The 18,323-nt window shown below is 64.2% G+C and carries 15 protein-coding genes and 1 pseudogene; 10 read left to right on the forward strand and 6 right to left on the reverse strand.

Features of this window, described 5'->3' with window-relative positions:
- Positions 1-23 precede the first annotated feature (23 nt).
- The 7 genes from LE197_RS04620 (at position 24) to LE197_RS04650 (ending at position 10,114) form a co-directional block, all read left to right on the forward strand.
- Positions 24-422: a VOC family protein gene (locus LE197_RS04620; protein ID WP_017514589.1), complete on the forward strand. Its 399-nt coding sequence runs from the start codon at positions 24-26 to the stop codon at positions 420-422.
- Positions 423-604: 182 nt separating this feature from the next.
- Positions 605-1,939 (forward strand): DUF3422 family protein, encoded by a 1,335-nt coding sequence (locus tag LE197_RS04625; RefSeq protein ID WP_023106334.1) that lies wholly within the window; start codon positions 605-607, stop codon positions 1,937-1,939.
- Positions 1,940-1,997: 58 nt separating this feature from the next.
- Positions 1,998-2,828 carry an S-formylglutathione hydrolase gene (gene fghA, locus LE197_RS04630; RefSeq protein WP_011871465.1) on the forward strand — a complete coding sequence of 277 codons (831 nt, stop codon included), beginning with the start codon at positions 1,998-2,000 and terminating at the stop codon, positions 2,826-2,828.
- A 16-nt stretch (positions 2,829-2,844) separates the two neighbouring features.
- On the forward strand, positions 2,845-4,152 hold the full coding sequence (locus LE197_RS04635; protein ID WP_011871464.1) for an NAD(P)/FAD-dependent oxidoreductase: 1,308 nt from the start codon (positions 2,845-2,847) through the stop codon (positions 4,150-4,152).
- A gap of 51 nt (positions 4,153-4,203) precedes the next feature.
- On the forward strand, positions 4,204-5,517 hold the full coding sequence (locus LE197_RS04640; protein ID WP_023106336.1) for a replication-associated recombination protein A: 1,314 nt from the start codon (positions 4,204-4,206) through the stop codon (positions 5,515-5,517).
- Between the two features lie 141 nt (positions 5,518-5,658).
- Entirely contained in the window at positions 5,659-7,437 is a 1,779-nt protein-coding gene (gene nhaA / locus LE197_RS04645) for a Na+/H+ antiporter NhaA (protein ID WP_009876622.1), read from the forward strand.
- Positions 7,438-7,462: 25 nt separating this feature from the next.
- A complete protein-coding gene (locus LE197_RS04650; protein ID WP_020924950.1) occupies positions 7,463-10,114 on the forward strand; it encodes an excinuclease ABC subunit UvrA in 2,652 nt (883 codons plus the stop codon).
- Between the two features lie 80 nt (positions 10,115-10,194).
- Here the strand turns inward: LE197_RS04650 and mobH are convergent, their stop codons facing one another.
- Positions 10,195-12,039 carry a MobH family relaxase gene (gene mobH / locus LE197_RS04655; RefSeq protein WP_009876620.1) on the reverse strand — a complete coding sequence of 615 codons (1,845 nt, stop codon included), beginning with the start codon at positions 12,037-12,039 and terminating at the stop codon, positions 10,195-10,197.
- A 305-nt stretch (positions 12,040-12,344) separates the two neighbouring features.
- On the opposite strand from mobH, the gene LE197_RS04660 reads away from it, so the two are divergent.
- The 3 genes from LE197_RS04660 to LE197_RS04670 are packed head-to-tail and all read left to right on the forward strand — an operon-like array spanning position 12,345 to position 13,525.
- Entirely contained in the window at positions 12,345-12,662 is a 318-nt protein-coding gene (locus tag LE197_RS04660; RefSeq protein WP_009876619.1) for a type II toxin-antitoxin system PrlF family antitoxin, read from the forward strand.
- Positions 12,662-13,120, forward strand: a complete 459-nt coding sequence (locus LE197_RS04665; protein ID WP_009876618.1) for a type II toxin-antitoxin system YhaV family toxin — start codon at positions 12,662-12,664, stop codon at positions 13,118-13,120. Before LE197_RS04660 ends, LE197_RS04665 begins: the two co-directional genes overlap by 1 nt.
- Positions 13,121-13,147: 27 nt before the next feature.
- Positions 13,148-13,525, forward strand: a complete 378-nt coding sequence (locus tag LE197_RS04670; RefSeq protein ID WP_011871459.1) for a DUF3742 family protein — start codon at positions 13,148-13,150, stop codon at positions 13,523-13,525.
- A 13-nt stretch (positions 13,526-13,538) separates the two neighbouring features.
- Here the strand turns inward: LE197_RS04670 and LE197_RS04675 are convergent, their stop codons facing one another.
- From LE197_RS04675 to LE197_RS04695, 5 genes and pseudogenes are all read right to left on the reverse strand, one after another.
- The gene (locus LE197_RS04675; RefSeq protein WP_009876616.1) at positions 13,539-15,056 is read right to left on the reverse strand and encodes a conjugal transfer protein TraG N-terminal domain-containing protein; all 1,518 of its coding nucleotides are present in this window, start codon (positions 15,054-15,056) and stop codon (positions 13,539-13,541) included.
- A 15-nt stretch (positions 15,057-15,071) separates the two neighbouring features.
- A complete protein-coding gene (locus LE197_RS04680; protein WP_009876615.1) occupies positions 15,072-15,431 on the reverse strand; it encodes a hypothetical protein in 360 nt (119 codons plus the stop codon).
- Complete coding sequence (locus LE197_RS04685; protein WP_009876614.1) at positions 15,428-16,765, reverse strand: integrating conjugative element protein; 1,338 nt, start codon at positions 16,763-16,765, stop codon at positions 15,428-15,430. Before LE197_RS04685 ends, LE197_RS04680 begins: the two co-directional genes overlap by 4 nt.
- Positions 16,766-16,834: 69 nt before the next feature.
- Positions 16,835-17,781 (reverse strand): annotated as a pseudogene (locus LE197_RS04690) (TIGR03756 family integrating conjugative element protein).
- Positions 17,778-18,224, reverse strand: a complete 447-nt coding sequence (locus LE197_RS04695; protein ID WP_011871456.1) for a TIGR03757 family integrating conjugative element protein — start codon at positions 18,222-18,224, stop codon at positions 17,778-17,780. The pseudogene LE197_RS04690 and the gene LE197_RS04695 overlap by 4 nt, the downstream one beginning before the upstream one ends.
- Positions 18,225-18,323: the final 99 nt, after the last annotated feature.

Consider the following 18,323-nt stretch of genomic DNA (forward strand, 5'->3'; position numbering starts at 1 on the left):
ACCAACCACCAAGGAAATTAATCATGTCCACTCCTGTCATTTCTGGCGATGGCATCTTTTCGCACATTTTTATCGGCGCTGCCGACCTTCAGAAGTCGGTCGCGTTCTACGACGCCGCTCTGGGTGCTCTTGGCATCAAGAACCTCGGTCCTTTCAACAACGGATGGGTACTTTTCGGTCGCGAAAAGCCGGCTTTCATCATCGCCCGTCCGGGCAATGGTGAAGCGCCCTCCAGCAACGGCGTGACGATCGGCTTTGCGGCCGCCACTCCCGCCGAAGTGGATGCCTTCCATGCTGCCGGCCTTGCCGCAGGCGGCACCGACGAGGGCCAGCCTGGCGCACGTGGTCACCTGCCGGGTGCCTATGCGGCCTACCTGCGTGATCCGGCGGGCAACAAGGTCTGCTCGTACACCTTCGTCTGAAAGCAAGGAAGCTGAGGGCGTTCTGAAAGGGCCAGCACAAGCCTCTATACGGCGAGCCTATTAGACGGACCGTGTAGAGCGGTGCCTGCTCATGAAGATCGGCCCGCAGCCATGTGCGAAACGCATGGCTGCGGGCATTTGCTTTGAAGCGTGTTTTTCAACCAATGAGAAATGAGGTCGTTATGCAAGAGCCGGCCAACATCAATGCGACGACCGTACAACCCGCCCCGACCGCCACCGTGTACGGCATGCCGGCCTATGCCGATCGTGCTGCGGCCGTGGGTGAAGTGCATGCGCGCCCGCATCTGTTGATTCAGGCCCCCCGCGGCATATTGCAGCTCGCTTTCATGACCGAAGGCGATCAGGCCAGGGATCAGATGGCGATGAGTGAGTTGTCTCATCGCTTCGGCGTTGCCGAGCCCGACCACGCTACGCCGCTTCACGGCATGACATGGGATGAGGGAGACCTGCACTGTGAAAAGCACACCGAGTTCTCAACGTATCTCTGGTGCGCTTCGCTGGATTCCGAGACGGGAGAGCCGTGCGGCGAAAATCCGTTCAAGCATGGATTTGTTCCTCCCGGCCCGGTCGTATCCGGCATCCGTTTGAGACTTCTTCCATGGACGCCGGAAACGGAGAAGGAGGCCGATCGCTTCGATCCTGCCAGCCTGTGCTACTCGCTGGTGGAGAACGGCTCTGCCGCCATCCTCACCGACTTCCGACAGGATGAGGATGGCCTGACGCAGATCCTCGTCCTTGCCCGCGATTTGACCCCGGCGCGGGCGGGTGCGCTGGCTCAACGTCTGCTGGAGATCGAGACCTACCGTACCTTGGCGTTGCTGTCCTTGCCGTTGACGCGGTCGATGACGTCGGAGCTGCGGCGCATGGAGTCGCGCCTTGCGGCGATCACCGACGAGATGTGTACGAGCTTGGTGGAACGGCGCGACAGCGACGTGCTGCTGTCCGAATTGACCGGCCTGGCTGCCGAACTGGAAGCTGGCGTTGCGGCGAATCTCTATCGCTTCGGCGCCAGTCGTGCCTACTACGAGATCGTCGAGGAAAGGCTGGCAGCGCTTTCGGAAGAGGCCGTATCCGGGTACTGCACCTGGGCGGATTTCCTGCAGCGTCGCATCGCTCCCGCCATGCGGACATGCCAATCCGTAAAGGAGCGCCAGACCAAGCTCTCCGACAAGCTGACCCGGGCCATCGCGTTGCTGCGTTCCTGGATCGACGTCGAGCTTGAACGCCAGAACCGCGATCTGCTTGCGTCGATGAACAACCGGGCCAAGATGCAATTGCGCCTTCAGCAAACCGTCGAAGGCCTGTCGGTCGCGGCAATTTCTTATTACGTCGTGAGTCTTCTCGGCTATTTGCTCAAGGGCATTCCGATGGTTCACGACAGCGTGGCGCCGGTGATGGCGGTTCTGGTGCCTGCGGTGATGCTGACGATCTGGTGGATCGTGCGCAGGATCAGACACGCCCACGGCGACACGGCAGCGGAAGAGAAATCTTCCTGACGAGCTGCCGTCCTGGCGCGCGAGAGCTGCGCCGTTCCTTTGAACATAGGAGAACTACATGGAACGCATCGAACATCACGCCAGCTTTGATGGTTGGCAGGACGTTTATCAGCATGAATCCACGACGCTCGGTTGCACGATGAAGGTCGGCGTCTATCTGCCTCCGCAGGCACAGCACGGCAAGGTGCCGGTGCTGTACTGGCTTTCAGGCCTCACCTGCACCGAGCAGAACTTCATCACCAAGGCCGCCGTCCAGCGCTACGCGGCCGAACATGGCATTGCCGTCGTCGCGCCCGATAGCAGTGCTCGCGGCGAAGGCGTTGCCGACGATCCTGCCTATGACCTCGGACAGGGGGCGGGTTTCTACGTCAACGCCACACAGGAACCCTGGGCTGCGAATCATCGGATGTACGACTACGTCGTGCAGGAATTGCCGGCGCTGATCGAGGCCCACTTTCCCGTGACAGCGGAGCGGAGCATCAGCGGCCATTCCATGGGAGGACACGGCGCTCTGGTCATCGCCCTGCGCAACCCGGGCCGTTATCGAAGCGTCTCGGCCTTCTCGCCCATCGTCGCCCCCACCCAGGTTCCCTGGGGGCACAAGGCCTTCGAGGCGTACCTGGGCAGCGATCGGGAAGTGTGGAAGCAGTACGACACCGTGGAGCTGATTCGCACCGTGCAGGAGCGTTTGCCGTTGCTGGTTGATCAGGGCTTGGGCGACGAGTTCCTGGAGAGCCAGCTTCAGCCCGACCTGCTGCGCAAAGCCTGCGACGAGACGGGGCACCCGCTCACGTTGAATCTGCGCCCAGGCTACGACCACAGCTACTACTTCATTGCCAGCTTCATTGGCGAGCATATGGCACACCACGCATCGGCGCTGAAACGCTGAGAGAGGAGATCAGGTCATGACAAAGACCTCCAAAAACCGACATCACGTCGTCATTATCGGAGCGGGCTTCGGCGGGATCGAGGTTGCCAACCAGCTTGCTGGTGTCGAGGTCGATGTGACGATCATCGATCGGCGCAATCATCACCTGTTCCAACCCTTGCTTTACCAGGTCGCAGGTGCGTCACTTTCGACATCCGAGATCGCCTGGCCTATTCGCTATCTCTTCCGAAATCGCCCGGAAGTGAACACCTTGATGGCGGAAGTGGAAGGTATCGACCAGGACGCGCGTCAGGTCATTCTCAACAATGGAATGCGGCAAACCTACGACACGCTCGTGCTCGCGACAGGTGCTACCCATGCCTACTTCGGACACGACGAATGGGGGGCTTTCGCGCCGGGGTTGAAGACGCTGGAAGATGCCACGACCATTCGGGGCCGAATCCTCGCGGCTTTCGAGGAAGCTGAGCGCACGAGCGATCCTCAGCAGCGTGCCGCGCTGCAGACGTTCGTCATCATCGGTGGTGGTCCCACCGGGGTTGAATTGGCCGGAACCATCGCCGAGCTGGCACGAGACACGCTGGCGCGTGACTTCCGCTCGATCGACCCGAGCACATCGCGGGTTGTACTGATCGAGGCTGGCCCGCGTCTGTTGTCGGTCTTTCCAGAGGATCTTTCGGCCTATACGCGCCAGGCACTCGAAAAACTCGGGGTCGAGGTCGTGCTGGGTACTCCGGTCACCGAATGCTCGGCCGACGGCGTGGTGTATGGCGGCAAGCCCCTTTCGGCCAAGACCATCGTCTGGGCCGCCGGAGTCCAGGCGTCTCCCGCGGCTCGCTGGTTGGGCGCTGCGTCTGATCGTGCTGGTCGAGTGGTCGTTGGCCCTGACCTGACGGTGGCCGGTCGCCCGGAGGTCTTCGCCATCGGCGATACAGCCTCGTGCACCATGGCCGATGGGAAGCCCGTGCCGGGCATCGCCCCGGCCGCCAAACAGCAAGGGAAGTACGTCGCTAACCTGATTGGACGGCGTTTGAAGGGCAAGCCCGCTGACGGGCCTTTCAAATACCGGCATCAGGGGAACCTGGCCACCATCGGCCGCAGCCTGGCGGTGATTGACATGGGGCGGGTGAAGCTGCGTGGTGCCTTTGCGTGGTGGATCTGGAAGCTGGCGCACATCTACTTTCTGATCGGCACGCGAAATCGTCTCAGTGTCGCTTTGAGCTGGGTATGGAACCACAGCATCGGCTACCGCGGCTCTCGCATCATCATGCATGCGATTGCCGACAAAGAGCCCACGGCGTTGGATAAATCCGGCTCTCTGGATTGAGGTGCCCACCTTATCGGAACGTCAACTATCAGAAATACCAGGGAGAGGAACTTGACCGATCTATTCACGACAAAGCCCAAGCCTCCCTTGGCCGAACTCCTGCGGCCCAAGACGCTGGACGAATTCGTCGGGCAACGGCACTTGCTCGGCCCCGGCAAGCCGCTGCGTCTCGCGTTCGAGGCGGGCAAGTTGCACTCGTTCATCCTCTGGGGGCCGCCAGGCGTGGGCAAGACCACCCTAGGGCGCCTGGCCGCCAGTGCGACCGACAGCCGATTCATCGCCATCTCGGCCGTGCTGGCCGGGGTGAAGGACATCCGGCAAGCCATCGACGAGGCCCAGGCCGAACTGGACAACCATGGTCGATCGACGGTGCTTTTCGTCGATGAGATCCATCGCTTCAACAAGGCGCAGCAGGATGCCCTGCTGCCCCATGTCGAGTCGGGGCTCCTGACCCTGGTGGGGGGGACGACCGAGCATCCGGGGTTGGCGGTCAATTCCGCACTGCTCTCGCGCGCGCAGGTCTATACCCTCGAACCGCTGTCCAGCGACGAACTGAACCAACTCTACGAACGCGCACTGCCGCATCTCCAGGGCGTCACGTTGGACGCGGACGCGCTGGATCTGCTCAAGGGCTTTGCCGATGGCGATGGCAGGCGCTTCCTCAATCTGCTTGAGCAGGTGACGAATGCGGCGTCGGGCGCTGGCAAGACCGTGGTCGATGGCCAGTCCGCCAAGCTGTCCACCAGTCCATCGCTGCGCAGGTTCGACAAGGGCGGTGACGAGTTCTACTGGCAGCTCTCAGCCTTCCACAAGTCGCTACGGGGCTCCGACCCTGATGCGGCCCTGTATTGGCTGGCCCGCATCCTTGACGGTAGCGGCGACGTCAGCCAGGTGACCCGCCGCATGGTGGTAGTGGCCAGCGAAGACATCGGCAATGCCGACCCGCAGGCGCTGCAACTGGCGCTCAATGCCGCGCTGGCTTATGAGAGGCTGGGTTCCCCCGAAGGCGAAATACCGATTGCCCACGCGGCGACCTACCTTGCTGCCGCCCCCAAGTCGAACGCTGCCTATGCCGCCTGGAACAAGGCGAAGACCTTCGTCAAGAACAGCGGCTCCCTGCCTGTGCCTCTCCATCTTCGCAATGCGCCGACGAAGCTGATGCAGCAGATGGGGTATCACGAAGGCTACCGCTACGCTCCTGACGAGCCCAACGGCTACGCCGCTGGGCAAAGCTACTTTCCCGAGGGCGTGGCGCGGCCGGGCTGGTATCAGCCAACGGACAGAGGTGTTGAGCGCAGGCTGGGAGAATGGCTTACTTGGCTGCGCTCGCTGGATGATGGGACGCTGCCAGAGGCGGACGCCTGACCGGTCGCCTCCGAAACCTGCCCATCGTGATCTCACAAACTACAGGATAAGCACATGCCAGCCTCTTCTTTTGGTGAGTCCTCGGCGCATATCAGACGGAGACGCGTTGCCCACTATCTACGCACGGAGTCTGGCGCTGCGGTGCTGCTGGTGATCGTCACGGTTGTGGCGCTCGTGTGGGCGAACTCGCCGCTATCTAACGCCTATTTCGAGTTGTGGCACCTAGACGTCGGGTTCAACTTCGGGCCACTGCGCCTACACATGGATCTGCATCACTGGGTCAACGACGGCCTGATGGTCGTCTTCTTCTTCCTGATCGGACTGGAGGTGCGTCAGGAGTTCGCCCACGGATCGCTCCGTGACCGCAGCCGTGCCCGCCTCGCCCTGATCGCGGGGGTCACGGGAGTCGTGCTTCCCGCGCTGGTGTATGTCCTGATCGTGAAACTAGCCGGAAGTGAGGGCCTGCACGGGTGGGGTGCGGTGGTCGGCACCGATACGGCGTTCATGCTGGGCACCTTGGCGATCGTCGGCCCGCGGCTATCGGGTCAGTTGCGCGTGTTCCTGCTCACCCTGACCGTGGTCGATGACTTCCTCGCAGTGTCCATCATCGGCATCGTCTATAGCGAGGAGATCCGGATCGTCCCGTTGCTTATCGCCCTCGCCAGCCTCGTTGGATTGTGGTTGTTGGGGCGCACCCGCCAGTGGCGGGCGACGCCGTATGTGTTGATCGTGATCGTGCTGTGGTTCGCAACCGTGTATTCCGGCATCCATGCCTCCCTCGCCGGGATGGCCGCGGGGCTGCTGATCCCCGCCTATGCGACGCAACGTCACGGGGTCGTTGCGGCAAGACAGTTGTTCCGTGACTTCTGGCAGTCGCCGAGTGCCGCATCGGCCCGCGCGGTGGACTGCGGGCTGTCCCGGGGTATCTCGGTGAACGAGCGATTGCACGAGTTCCTGCGGCTGCCGACGGCGCTGCTGATCGTGCCGATCTTCGCCTTGGCGAACGCCGGGGTGGACGTGCGTGGCGGGCTGCTCGCCGAGGCCTTTGGCTCGCCAGTCACGTGGGGCGTCATCGCAGGGCTCGTGCTCGGCAAGCTCTTGGGCATCGGGCTCACCACGCTCGTCGCCGTCCGTCTCGGCCTGGGCCGGCTGCCCGAGGGCGTCGGGGTGGGGAGCGTGTTCGGTGGGGCGGCGCTGTCCGGGATCGGCTTCACCGTGTCGCTGCTGATCATCGGGCTCGCGTTCGGCACGACCTCCGACCTGGGCCGCCAGGCGACGGTCGGCGTGCTCGTGTCGATGGTGTTCGCCACGTTGCTCGGGTGGCTGATCTTCAAGGTCGCCGCCCAGCGGTGGGGTGAGAAGACCGCTGACCTGCCGATGGTGCTTGAGCCGCCGGTCGATCCGGAGATCGATCACATCCGCGGGCCGGAGGACGCCCAGCTCACACTCGTCGAGTACGTGGACTTCGAGTGCGCGTACTGTGCGCACGCCACCGGTTCGTGGGACGATCTTCGCGCCCACTTCGGTGACGACCTGCGGTATGTGGTGCGCCATCTGCCGCACCACCCGCACGGGCCGATTGCCGCGCGGGCGTCCGAGGCAGCGGCGAACCAGGGGATGTTCTGGCCGTGGCTGGACTTCGTGTTCACCCGTCAGCATGCGCTGGAGCGCGAGCATCTGATCGGCTACGCCGCCGAGCTTGGGCTCGACGTCGAACGGTTCATCGCGGATCTCGACAGCCCTGCGGTGATCGAGCGTGTCGAGCGCGACCTCGCCAGTGCGGTCGCCAGCGGTGCGCACGCCACGCCGACGTTCTTCGTCGAGGGTCGTCGTCTGCGCGGCAGCTACGACGCCCGCACTGTCACCGCAGTGCTCGAAGCCAGCCGCCGCGGCACCCGAACTCAGGAAGTCCCGTCCTGAGCGGGACGAACTACAGGATAAAAACTTGCCAAACAATTCTTTCGGTGAATCCTCTTGTACCGCTGCGGCCAGCGGCATGGTGGAAGTGCGCGGTGCGCGCGAGAACAACCTCAAGGAGGTGGACGTCTCCATCCCGCGTAACGCGCTGGTGGTGTTCTCGGGTGTCTCCGGCTCCGGCAAGTCCTCGCTGGCCTTCGGCACCATCTATGCCGAGGCCCAGCGACGCTACTTCGAGTCGGTGGCCCCCTATGCGCGGCGACTGATCGAGCAGGCCGGCGTGCCGGACGTCGATGCGATCGACGGCCTGCCGCCGGCGGTGGCGCTGCAGCAGCAGCGGGGCTCCAGCAACGCGCGTTCCTCCGTGGGCAGTGTGACCACCTTGTCCAGCCTGGTGCGGATGATGTATTCGCGCGCCGGCGCCTATCCGGCCAACCAGCCGATGCTGTACGCCGAGGATTTTTCGCCCAACACGCCGCAGGGAGCGTGCCCGACCTGCTACGGCCTGGGCCATGTGTACGAGGTGACCGAGGCCATCATGGTGCCCGATCCCTCCCTGAGCATCCGCGAGCGGGCGATCGCCTCCTGGCCCCCCGCCTGGCAAGGCCAGAACCTGCGCGACATCCTGGTCAGCATGGGCTACGACGTTGACCGACCGTGGAAGGACCTGCCGAAGAAGGATCGCGACTGGATTCTGTTCACCGAGGAAACACCGACGGTGCCGGTGTACGCCGGCTTCACGCCCGCCGAAACCCGCGCCGCGCTCAAGCGCAAGATGGAGCCGAGCTACATGGGCACCTTCACCGGCGCCAGGCGCTACGTGCTGCACACCTTTGCCAACACCCAGAGCGCGTTGATGAGAAAGCGCGTGTCCCGGTTCATGGAGGGCAAACCGTGCCCCACCTGCCACGGCAAGCGGCTCAAGCCCGAGGCGCTGTCGGTCACCTTCGCCGGCGTGGACATCGGCGCGTTCATGCAGATGCCGCTGGACCAGTTGGCGGCCTTGCTCGAACCCATCGCCCAGGGCGATTTCCGCGCCCATGCAGCGGGGGCGGCTACGGACAAGGAAGCGACCCGACGCGACCGTGCCGAACGCGCGGCCTCCGGCCGCGCCGTCCATGCGGTATCGCCCGACGTGCGCCGCACCTCGGCGCTATCGGAAGAAAAGCGCCTCGCCGCGCAGCGCCTGGCCGGTGGCGTGATGGCACGCCTGCGCCAACTGCGTGGGCTGGGCCTGGGCTACCTGACGCTGGACCGGGCCACGCCGACGCTTTCGGCCGGCGAGTTGCAGCGCCTGCGGCTGGCCACGCAATTGAGTTCCCTGCTGTTCGGTGTCGTGTACGTGCTCGACGAGCCCTCCGCGGGCCTGCACCCCTCCGATAGCCAGGCCCTGTACGACGCGCTCGACCGGCTGCGCGACGCCGGCAACTCGGTGTTCGTGGTGGAGCACGACTTGGACCTGATGCGCCGCGCGCAATGGCTGGTGGATGTCGGGCCGGATGCTGGGGAGCGTGGCGGCCGCGTGCTCTACAGCGGCGAGCCGGATGGCCTGCGCAAGATTGCCGAATCGCGTACTGCACGCTACCTGTTCGATGAGATCCCCGCGCCGGGAAGCCGGGCACGCGAAGCGACCGGCTGGCTGGAGCTGCAGGACATTCACCGCCACAACCTGCATGGCGTGAATGCGCGCATTCCGCTGGGCGTGCTGACGGCCGTCACCGGCATCTCCGGCTCGGGCAAGTCCAGCCTCGTCGCGCAGGCCCTGCCGGAGCTGGTGCTGCTGCACCTGGGCCACGAGCCGGAAGACGATGTAGCCGAAAGCGCCACCAGCGAAGGGCCGGCAGTGATCGAAGCGACCGGCGGCCATCTGGCGGGCGACGTGGACGCCGTACAGCGTCTGGTGCAGGTGGACCAGAAACCGATCGGGCGCACGCCGCGGTCGAACCTGGCCACCTACACGGGCCTGTTCGACCATGTGCGCAAGCTGTTCGCTGCCACGCCCGATGCTCGACGCCGCCGCTATGATGCCGGACGGTTCTCGTTCAACGTCGCCAAGGGGCGCTGCGAGACTTGCGAGGGCGAGGGTTTCGTTAGCGTGGAACTGCTGTTCATGCCCAGCGTGTACGCGCCGTGCCCGACCTGCCATGGCGCGCGCTACAACGAGGCCACGCTGAAGGTGCAGTGGAACGGGCGCAACATCGCCGAGGTGCTGCAGATGACCGTGGACGAGGCCAGCGAATTCTTCGCGGGTGAAGACGCGGTGGCAAGGCCCCTGCAACTGCTGCGCGACATCGGACTGGGCTATCTGCGCCTGGGACAACCAGCCACTGAGCTTTCCGGTGGCGAGGCGCAGCGCATCAAGCTGGCGACCGAGCTTCAGCGCAGCCAGCGCGGCCGAAGCCTGTACGTGCTCGACGAGCCGACTACCGGGCTGCATGCGTCGGACGCCGACCGGCTGCTGGTGCAGTTGCAGCGCCTGGTCGATGCCGGCAATACCGTAGTGATGATCGAACACGATATGCGCGCGGTGGCCCAGGCCGATTGGGTGATCGACGTGGGGCCTGGTGCAGGCGCTGCCGGCGGCAGCATCGTGGTGGCGGGCTCCCCTCAGCAGGTGGCCCGAACGTCTGGCAGCAGAACCGCTCCGTTCCTTGCACAGGAGTTGGCGCGGGCCGAGTAGCTCAGTTCGCCAAATGTTGCCAATTTTCGCGGGGCATTGATCGTCGCCACACGACGGTGGCGATCAATGCCCGAATCGCGTCATCCTTCCTGAGTCAGAGCAAGATAGGGATTGTTGGGCGGTATTTCGGCGAGTGCCAAGGACCCATCTTCGAGGAGGTAGCCATGCAGTCGGCGGGACTTCCTCGGGCCCGTGACTTCACAGGTCCAAATGTTCAGGCCATTGGGCTGCTTTCGATGTAGCTGCAGCTTCTCGAAGCGCTTCTGCACCCACTGCCAATCCTGTTGATTCTCCTGCTTGGCGAGTGCGGCCACTTCGGGATGCTCCTGCGCATAGCGTTGGAACACACCCGGGCTGACCAGGTAGGCCGTCTCATTCACCGTATGCACGAGTGCCTTCGCGTCGTTGATGATGAGCCGTCGTGAGGCGATTCCCTGCTTCAGCCAAACCATGAACTGTTCCCCGGATGGCTTCGTTGCCGATGACCCAGGCGTAGGCGCGGGTGCAGGTGCAGGCGATGGAATGGACGTCGCGGCTGTTGCTGGCGCGGGGGTGTGGAGGAACTCCTCGGCATCCTGGCCAACGCCGGCCGACTCACCCAAGCCCACCATCGCGAGCAAATCCTCCATGACGTCGGGCACGGGCTGGGCTGCGGGCGGTGAAACGATGGTGGTGCTGTCGCCCTCCCAAATCGGAGGCTCTTGACCTCCCTGCGCTGGGTTCACCGAGACGGTAGGCGCGGGAGCCGACATGCAGGCGTCGTTTTCCGCGGGCGTCGCGTCGATCTCTACCGTGCCCGCGAAAGGTGCTGGTCGCTCGCCAGACTCCCAGATCAGCGCGGGAGCGAGACGCAACAGGGTGAACGAATGGGACCAGCCGGTCGTGCTGGTCACGGTCGCGCGCCAGACCGCTTTGCCGTCCGAGGTGGGCTGGAGCATGCCGTGGTCTTGCAGCACGTTGAACACGGCGGTGTTGTTCGCAGGAATGCCATCGATCCCCTGAGACAGGAGGTGTGCGCGCAGTTTGTCCGAAACCGTCTTGCTCACCAGCCACAAACCATCCTCGGTGAGCCAGCCATCGGAGGCTTCCGGCTGGTTCAGCTTCAACTCTTCCTTGAGCAGATAACGCAGCCCGTCGAGCAGCTTGCGTTGCAGTGCGTGCTTGGGTGCTGCCATGACGCGGGCCGGATCACCACCCAGCTCCTGAGCCACAGAAGCGCGATCAGCCTGCACGACAAGCTCGCCCAGGACCCCGGCATGCTCGTACTGTCCGGCCAAGACGTAGAGCAGCGGGGCCCATAGCGCCGGGTAGCCACTGAGCCAGTCCAAGACGTGCCGATCGAGCAGTTGGCGGTAGAGCAGACCTGTTGCAGCACTATGCAAGCGGTATTCACGATCCTCACGATAGCGGAAGCGGTACGGCTGGAGCAGCGGCCCGTGCCAGGGATGCCAGGTGTTGCCGTCGGCGAGTTCGACGTGCAGATCGACAGCGATCTTGCCGATGTCGTGCAGTAGTGCCGCGTAGGCGACGGCGGCGGTCCAGGCCTCGGACTGCGCCGCCTGGTCCTCGGGGCTGGCACCGATGGGCAGCAGATGGGACTGGCGCAGCTTCAGGCTGTAGGCGACGATTTCCAGGCCGTGGTCGAGCATGCCGCCCGGGTAAGCGTGATGGTGGCTTTCGGAAGCGGGAAATTGCTGGACCAGCTCGGCATATCGTTCCAGCGGCGTGCGGTACAGGGTGACGAACTGCTTGCGCGAGAGGGAGGTGCGCTGCCAGATGTATTCCAGCAGCTTCTGCCGGCGCGGCGTGGCCAGCAGCGATGCGGCCGACTCGGGCCGCAGCAGCCCTTTCGGGAGATCGAGGGCGGGCGCTGGCGACGGAGCGGCAGCGACCGGAGGTCGTTTCCGCTGGAACAGAAAGAGCATGCGGGTGTCCTGGTGGTGGGCCGAGCGGGGGGCCTTTTCGCCTTTTCGAGGTAGGGCCTTTCCCCTTGCACCCCATTCCCTTGCCCTTTCGGCCCTTTAGCCTTTAACCATTTGGGTATAGGGCGTGGGGCATTGACCGTCCACGGCCAATGCGAGGTTCGGCGGGCCGGATTGATGCGTGAAGGCTTGGTGTTCCCGCCCTACGATGGGCCGATTCTTGGACTCGGGAGGACGCCATGAGACCCCATATTGACATGGTAAGGAATATTCCTTACCATCAGGGCATCGCTATTAGGAGAACGGCCATGCCTGCCATTCATGAAGTTGCCACGCTGACCTCCAAAGGCCAGATCACGCTGCCCAAGCCCATCCGGCAGGCGCTCGGTGTCGATGCCGGCGGCAAGGTTGCGTTCGACCTGCGTGACGGAGAAGTCGTCGTGACCCGTGCCGACGCCGAGCACGAGGACCCCGCCATCGGTGCGTTCCTGAGTCTGCTGGCCCGCGACATCGAGGCGGGCCGGAACGTCCATGGTCTGCCCGAGGATCTAACTCGCGCCATGCTGGAGCAAGCGGGTCACGGCGTGAAGCTGGACGAGGAAATCGACGGCGAAGTGGAACTCTGATGCAACGGCATGGCTGGGCATTGCTGTTCCACGACTGTGTGATCGAGCAGTTGCAGAAGCTGCACGCAGCCGCACGGCGCGCGCAGGAGAACGACCCGGAGGGCTTCGAGTCCAACGCCAACGTCAAGCTCTTCCGGGCCTTGAACCAGTTGATATTAGATGTGGTGCCCGGTGATCCGGCACGCGACGAGTACCGCCAGGGCAACACCCTGGGGCTGGCCCACCGGCACTGGCGAAGGGCCAAGATCGGAAGGCGGTTCCGGTTGTTCTTCCGGTACGACTCGAAGGCCAAGGTCATCGTGTACGCCTGGGTCAATGATGAGCAGACCTTGCGGTCTTCGGGGAGCAAGTCAGATCCCTATGCCGTGTTCGAGAAAATGCTCGGACGTGGAAATCCACCAGACGATTGGAACGTATTGGTGCAGGCAAGCAAGCAGGATTGGAGCAAACTGGAATAGGCATTCCTCATGTAGCAGGAGACGACCATGAACACGACAACCCGCATCAGCACCGCAGAACGCCTCGGCCGCAGCGTTGGCCGTGGATGGCGCGCCTATGCGCGCGGCGAGCGAAGGTTGTCGTGTTGGCTCGCCTCCAAGGGGATGCCGCTTGCCGGGGCCACCGTGCTCGTATGGGTAGTGAAGCTGGTCGCGCTGGGATTGCTGTTCTACGCCGCGTTCTGGCTGGCGTTGGTGCTTCTGGTTGGGGTTGCCGCAGCATGGACGGCCAGCAATTCGACGGTCAATGATGATCGCTGGACGCAACCGGACGAACTGCGAAACGGCGAGGCAGGCTTTGGCCTGTATTCGTCCAGCGGTCAGCGGATCGACCCGCACGACCCGAACGATCCGTTCAACGACTGAAATGGGCGACCGATCAAAGCACCTTGCCGGTAACCTTGTTTACGCCTGATCCCGCGCTGTCGCGTGCTTCCTTGGAACCGACAGCCAGGTTCTGAGCGATTACCCCGGCTTTTACTCCGACCCACCCAAGCGCTGCCACCCAGAAAGTCGGCAGGACCAAGAACATCGTGCCGGTGACGAACATCAAAAGCATGTCGCCGAAGGCATTGTTCAGCCCCACCAGCGGGTCGAAGTTGGTATGCGGCCGGTTCCAGCCAAAGCCCCACCCGTAGAGCGCATCGAGGATGGTGCTGTCGATCCAGCGTGCGAGCTGAAACCAGAAGTCCGTGAAGAACAGCGCGAACTGGACGGTGCTGACGGTGACGACCATCTTCAGGTCATAGGTGCCCACGACCAGCACTAGCGGAATGCAGATCACGAGCGCCATCTTGAGCAGCGCGAGCACCATGGGCAGTGCTTGGCGCACTACGTCCATTGCCGGGAAGGCGGCGAGAGCCCCAACCGCCAAGCCAACATCGCTGGTGGCACGGTTGACGACATTGGGCAATGTCTTGTCGATCTGACCGCCGTAGTCCGTATAGACGCTGCCTTGGTTCAATTTCTGCTGCCGCGGTGACGCGATGGCGCGGATCACGGAGTCGTCCACCTCGGCCCGGCTCAGGAATCCAGCCCAGCCCGCCAGGCGATTCAGCAGGCTTGGGTCCACTTGCCCCAGCAGCCGCGCGCGCAGTCCGTTACTGCCGTCGGACCACCACTGCCTGCAGGTCGGGTAGCCGCCACCATTGGCAACCTGCGCAAGCCCAGCGTCGCGGGTGTCGTCATAGGGCCATGCCTCGCGCGCCGTGCTAGAGCGGTAGCTGTCGTAGTAACCGCCCGTGTCCGTGAAAAACCTCGAACCGATCCAGGTCACATCGTTCATCTGCGTTTCGTCCAGCTCCGGCCGCGCCATGAACAATTTGGCGCGAGCCGGTCCATAGCAATCGTGCGTGAAATCCGCCACTTCTTGGGCCAGCACCGGGTCGTCGATGCGTGTGGCATCGATCTCCATCCGCATCTGCCGCAGATCCGTGCCGCACGGGATCGCAGCCACCGAGGCGCTCGTGACGGCGCGCGAAAGCGCGTGCATGAAAGCCCACCAGACCGGAACCTTCGCCGACTGGTTGTTGATGGTGCTGAAGGACTGCGACCAGCCAGTTTGCGCGGGCTGCGGCACGCTGACCTGGCACTGCGCCGAGCGCGAGCTGTCGTACTGGATAGTGCTGAGGTCGACGTCGATGAACGGAATGCCGGCGAACATCACGACCACGATGGCCACAAATACTCGGTTCTCGATGCGCGCCGCCGAGAGCACGCCCTTGTTGCCTTCGTCGGCGCCCTCCGCTCTGGCCTTGAGCCATTCCTGGATGACGATCGCCACAAAGGGCAGCGCAAACACCCCGCTGGACACCAGCACGGCCCAGATGCCGTTGTTGACGATCCAGGACACGAGGGTGAGGTAGTACTCCAGGTAGTCGGTCGTGAAAAGCGTCATTGCCTCGATCTCCCCTCAAGCGGCCTGCATCAACAGGCTGGCTTCGAGCGCCACAATGGCAAGGACGCCGGCGACCTCTGCGCGGATCAGCCGACGTCGCGCCTGCGTGCTGTCTTCGCGGGCCAGCAGCCGACGGCGCATCCAGACCCATCCATAGGCCGTACCGCCGTACAGGCACAGTCGCCAGATGAAGAAATACCCTGCGGACGCCGCCAGCCACCGCTCCCAGGCCGCGACACTGCCGACCAGGTAGATGCCCGCGACGTTGGCCCCTACGGCGGCGGCCACGACCAGCACAAGCCATAGCAGGGTTTTCGCCGCGTGCCGGCTGAACAGCCAGCGTAGTGGACGCCAAGTCATGCGAGCCTCGCTCATGGCCGACCTCCCGGATTGCCCTTCTGGAGTTGGTCGAGACGGTCGGGCACCGGATCGCCCTCGTAGATGCCGCGCGAACCCGAAGCGCGCGTGCTATGGCGCTGAATGATGGCCATCGGCGAGTTGTTGGCCAGCTCGCGGCGCAGTTCCAGTTCCGTTTTGAGGTTCTGGATCTCGCGGTCGAGCGTATCGCTCTCCTTGTTCACGGCCTCCACCGCAAGCTCGTTGGCCGCGACGTTGGGCTCTTTCTTGCCCGTGAGCAGCGTGCGCTGTAGCAACAGCGCCTTCTCCAGCACGGAGGACAGCGCGACCTCGGACGCCAGGCGCTGCGACAGCAGGTGCTGGTCCGGCTCGTCACGCAGCGCCTCGATCACGCCGCGGGTGATGGGCAGCGATGCACTGCCAGCCTCGCGCAGGTTCTCGGGCGTCGTGTTCTTCGCCTTGGACACCAGATCCTGGAGCGCCTGCAGCTTGGCGTCGTATTCTTCTTGGATCAACGGCGTCAGCCCTACGCCGGGCGTCGTCTCGGTCTTGGTGCAGGCATCGCAAGTGCGCTGTTCCTTCTCGCCGAGTACGCGCGTGGCCCACTCGACGGCGGCCTGCGGCGAGGTCCAGGTCTGGCACGAGAGACTGCTGCAACTGGTCGGTGCGATGGACGATGTATCGGTCACGCCGCGGCCGTTGACCAGGTTGTAGCCGGCGCGGGTGACATCGCCGACGACCTTGATCGCGGGCTGGCCGGAGCCTCCCGCGTTGCTGCCCCCGACCCACGGCACACCGTCATTGCCGCGGCGCGTCTCGGCCTGCTCGACGGCCGAGACCGCATCCGTGCTCGACACCGCATCGCGCAGCGCCAAGCCTTCTGCCATCTGGCTCCAGCCGAGCTGCCCGCCCGCCGTCTCGGCCATCCTCTCCGCCATGGCACGGCACGTCAGCTTGGAGCGGTCGAAATCGAGCCGTGCCTGCAACACGCCATTGGTGAGCAGGTTGTAGAGGCCGGGATCGGCCCGCTGAATGATCAGTGCCGGCAACGACGCCACCGCGCTGGTGGCGCTTTGGATCACCGATGACATGATTTGCTGGAAGCCGTTGGTGACGCCGTTGAGCTGATTCTTCAACGTGGTCTGGATGCTCATGTCACCGCAGATCAAGTTGCTGTTCCAGCCCACGCCGACCCCGAGAGAGCGCATGCCAGCCGCACGTCCCATCGACACGGCGTTTCCGCCGCCGATCGAGTACATGACGTCATCGCCGATGACACTGCCGCCGGTCTGGTAGCCCAGTTGGCTCCAGGCCACACCGCTCGTCAGCGCGAGCGCACCGGCCACCGCCATGACGATCCTCGTGCGACGTACCCGGCGGGAGAACGGATTGAATGCAGGACGGAACTTCATGGCACCACCTCAGAGGAAATCGACGCTGCCGAGAAACACCTGGCCCCGGCGTTCGCAGCACGCATAGGGCCGCCACAGCGCCCAGGCGTAATCGCCTTGCCGGGCCTGTGTCAGGGCGCCGCTGCGCGGAAGACCGAGCAGGACGAGGACAGGACTGGCGTGAGTTCCTGCCACTTGCCCGTCGAGGCATCGCTCTCCATGAGCGCGCCAGCCGGCCAGTAGCCATCGCGGGAGTTGGCGAGCAGCGGCTGATAAACGTGGATCTGTCCCCGGCGCGTGACGACATCGCCTGCGCGCTGGGCCACCACTGCACTGGCCTTGTGGTCGTCGGTCTGGTGCAGGAAACCCCCGCGGGGATACACGTTGCCCCAGAGGTTCATCGTGGTGCGTGCACCGACCTCACGCATGCCGGGAATTAGCGCCTCCGGGTAGGCCATCTCGGGCACGTTGTAGCGCCAGGCCAGCGTGTCCAGGGTGCCGAGCAAGTACGGCATGAACGCCGTGCCCGCACCCTCGCAGAAGTAGCCCGAGGACGACACGAACTGGTTGAACACCTCGACGCCCGGGTGCCCGATGACGTCCGCGTTCTTGAACTTGGCGAGGTTGTTTTCGTGGTCCTCGTTCGTCGTTCCGTCCCCGCCGGTTTGGGCGGATGGGTTGGGCGTGCTCATCGGCCGGACTTCGATCCAGGGGTTTTCGCCGGTGTTGCTGTAGCTGGAGACGATCGCATCGGGGATGTAGTGGCGGACCTTGATGGACGTGCGTACCGTACAGCCCGTCCAGGTGCAGTAGAGCCAGTAGCAGATCCCGACGACGCGGTATTCGAGGCAGTCTGGCGATGCCACCGAGCCGACGATGGTTGCGGTGTTGAGCGCGTAGCTGCCCGTGGCGCTGAGCAGCAGAACGGACGCCACGCCAGCACGCAGGCGGCGCATCAGGTCGAATGGGCGGGTCACGGCTGGGCCCTCCAGTGCTGCTCGATGCGAGCGACTGCGCGGGCCACATCCGGTTCGCCATAGACGACGTAGCGTTGATCCACCACGACGGCCGGGATGCTGGTGATGCCCAGGCTCCACGCGTCGGTGACGCCCTGGTAGGCGGAAGCGATGCGGCGTTGGAGATCGGTGCCGCCGCTGTTCAGTCGGCGCTTGACGATGGCGGTCGCCTGCTCGGGTTCGGCGGGCAGTTCCGCAGAAAGCTCCGCTTCGATCCGGTGCGCTTCGTCCAGCTCGATCAGCCGCTCGCCGCCCATGGTCTTGACCGGATGGCGGCTGTCGGTGATGACCAGCACATCGGCAGCGAATGTGGCCGGACTAAAGACACCCAAGGACACCGGCAGTGCAACGGCCAGGCCAAGGGCTCGCCAGCTTGGCGCGAACCTGGGAAAAGATGCTGGCATGACACGTGCCCCGGAAGTTGATCAGGGCCATAGTCAAACGCCGAATCCGGTGCAGCCCCCACAAACAATGCGCATCGCGGACACCCCGCATACCTGCTT

It is taken from the genome of Pseudomonas sp. PS1(2021), assembly GCF_020405165.1.
Classification (GTDB): domain Bacteria; phylum Pseudomonadota; class Gammaproteobacteria; order Pseudomonadales; family Pseudomonadaceae; genus Pseudomonas; species Pseudomonas aeruginosa.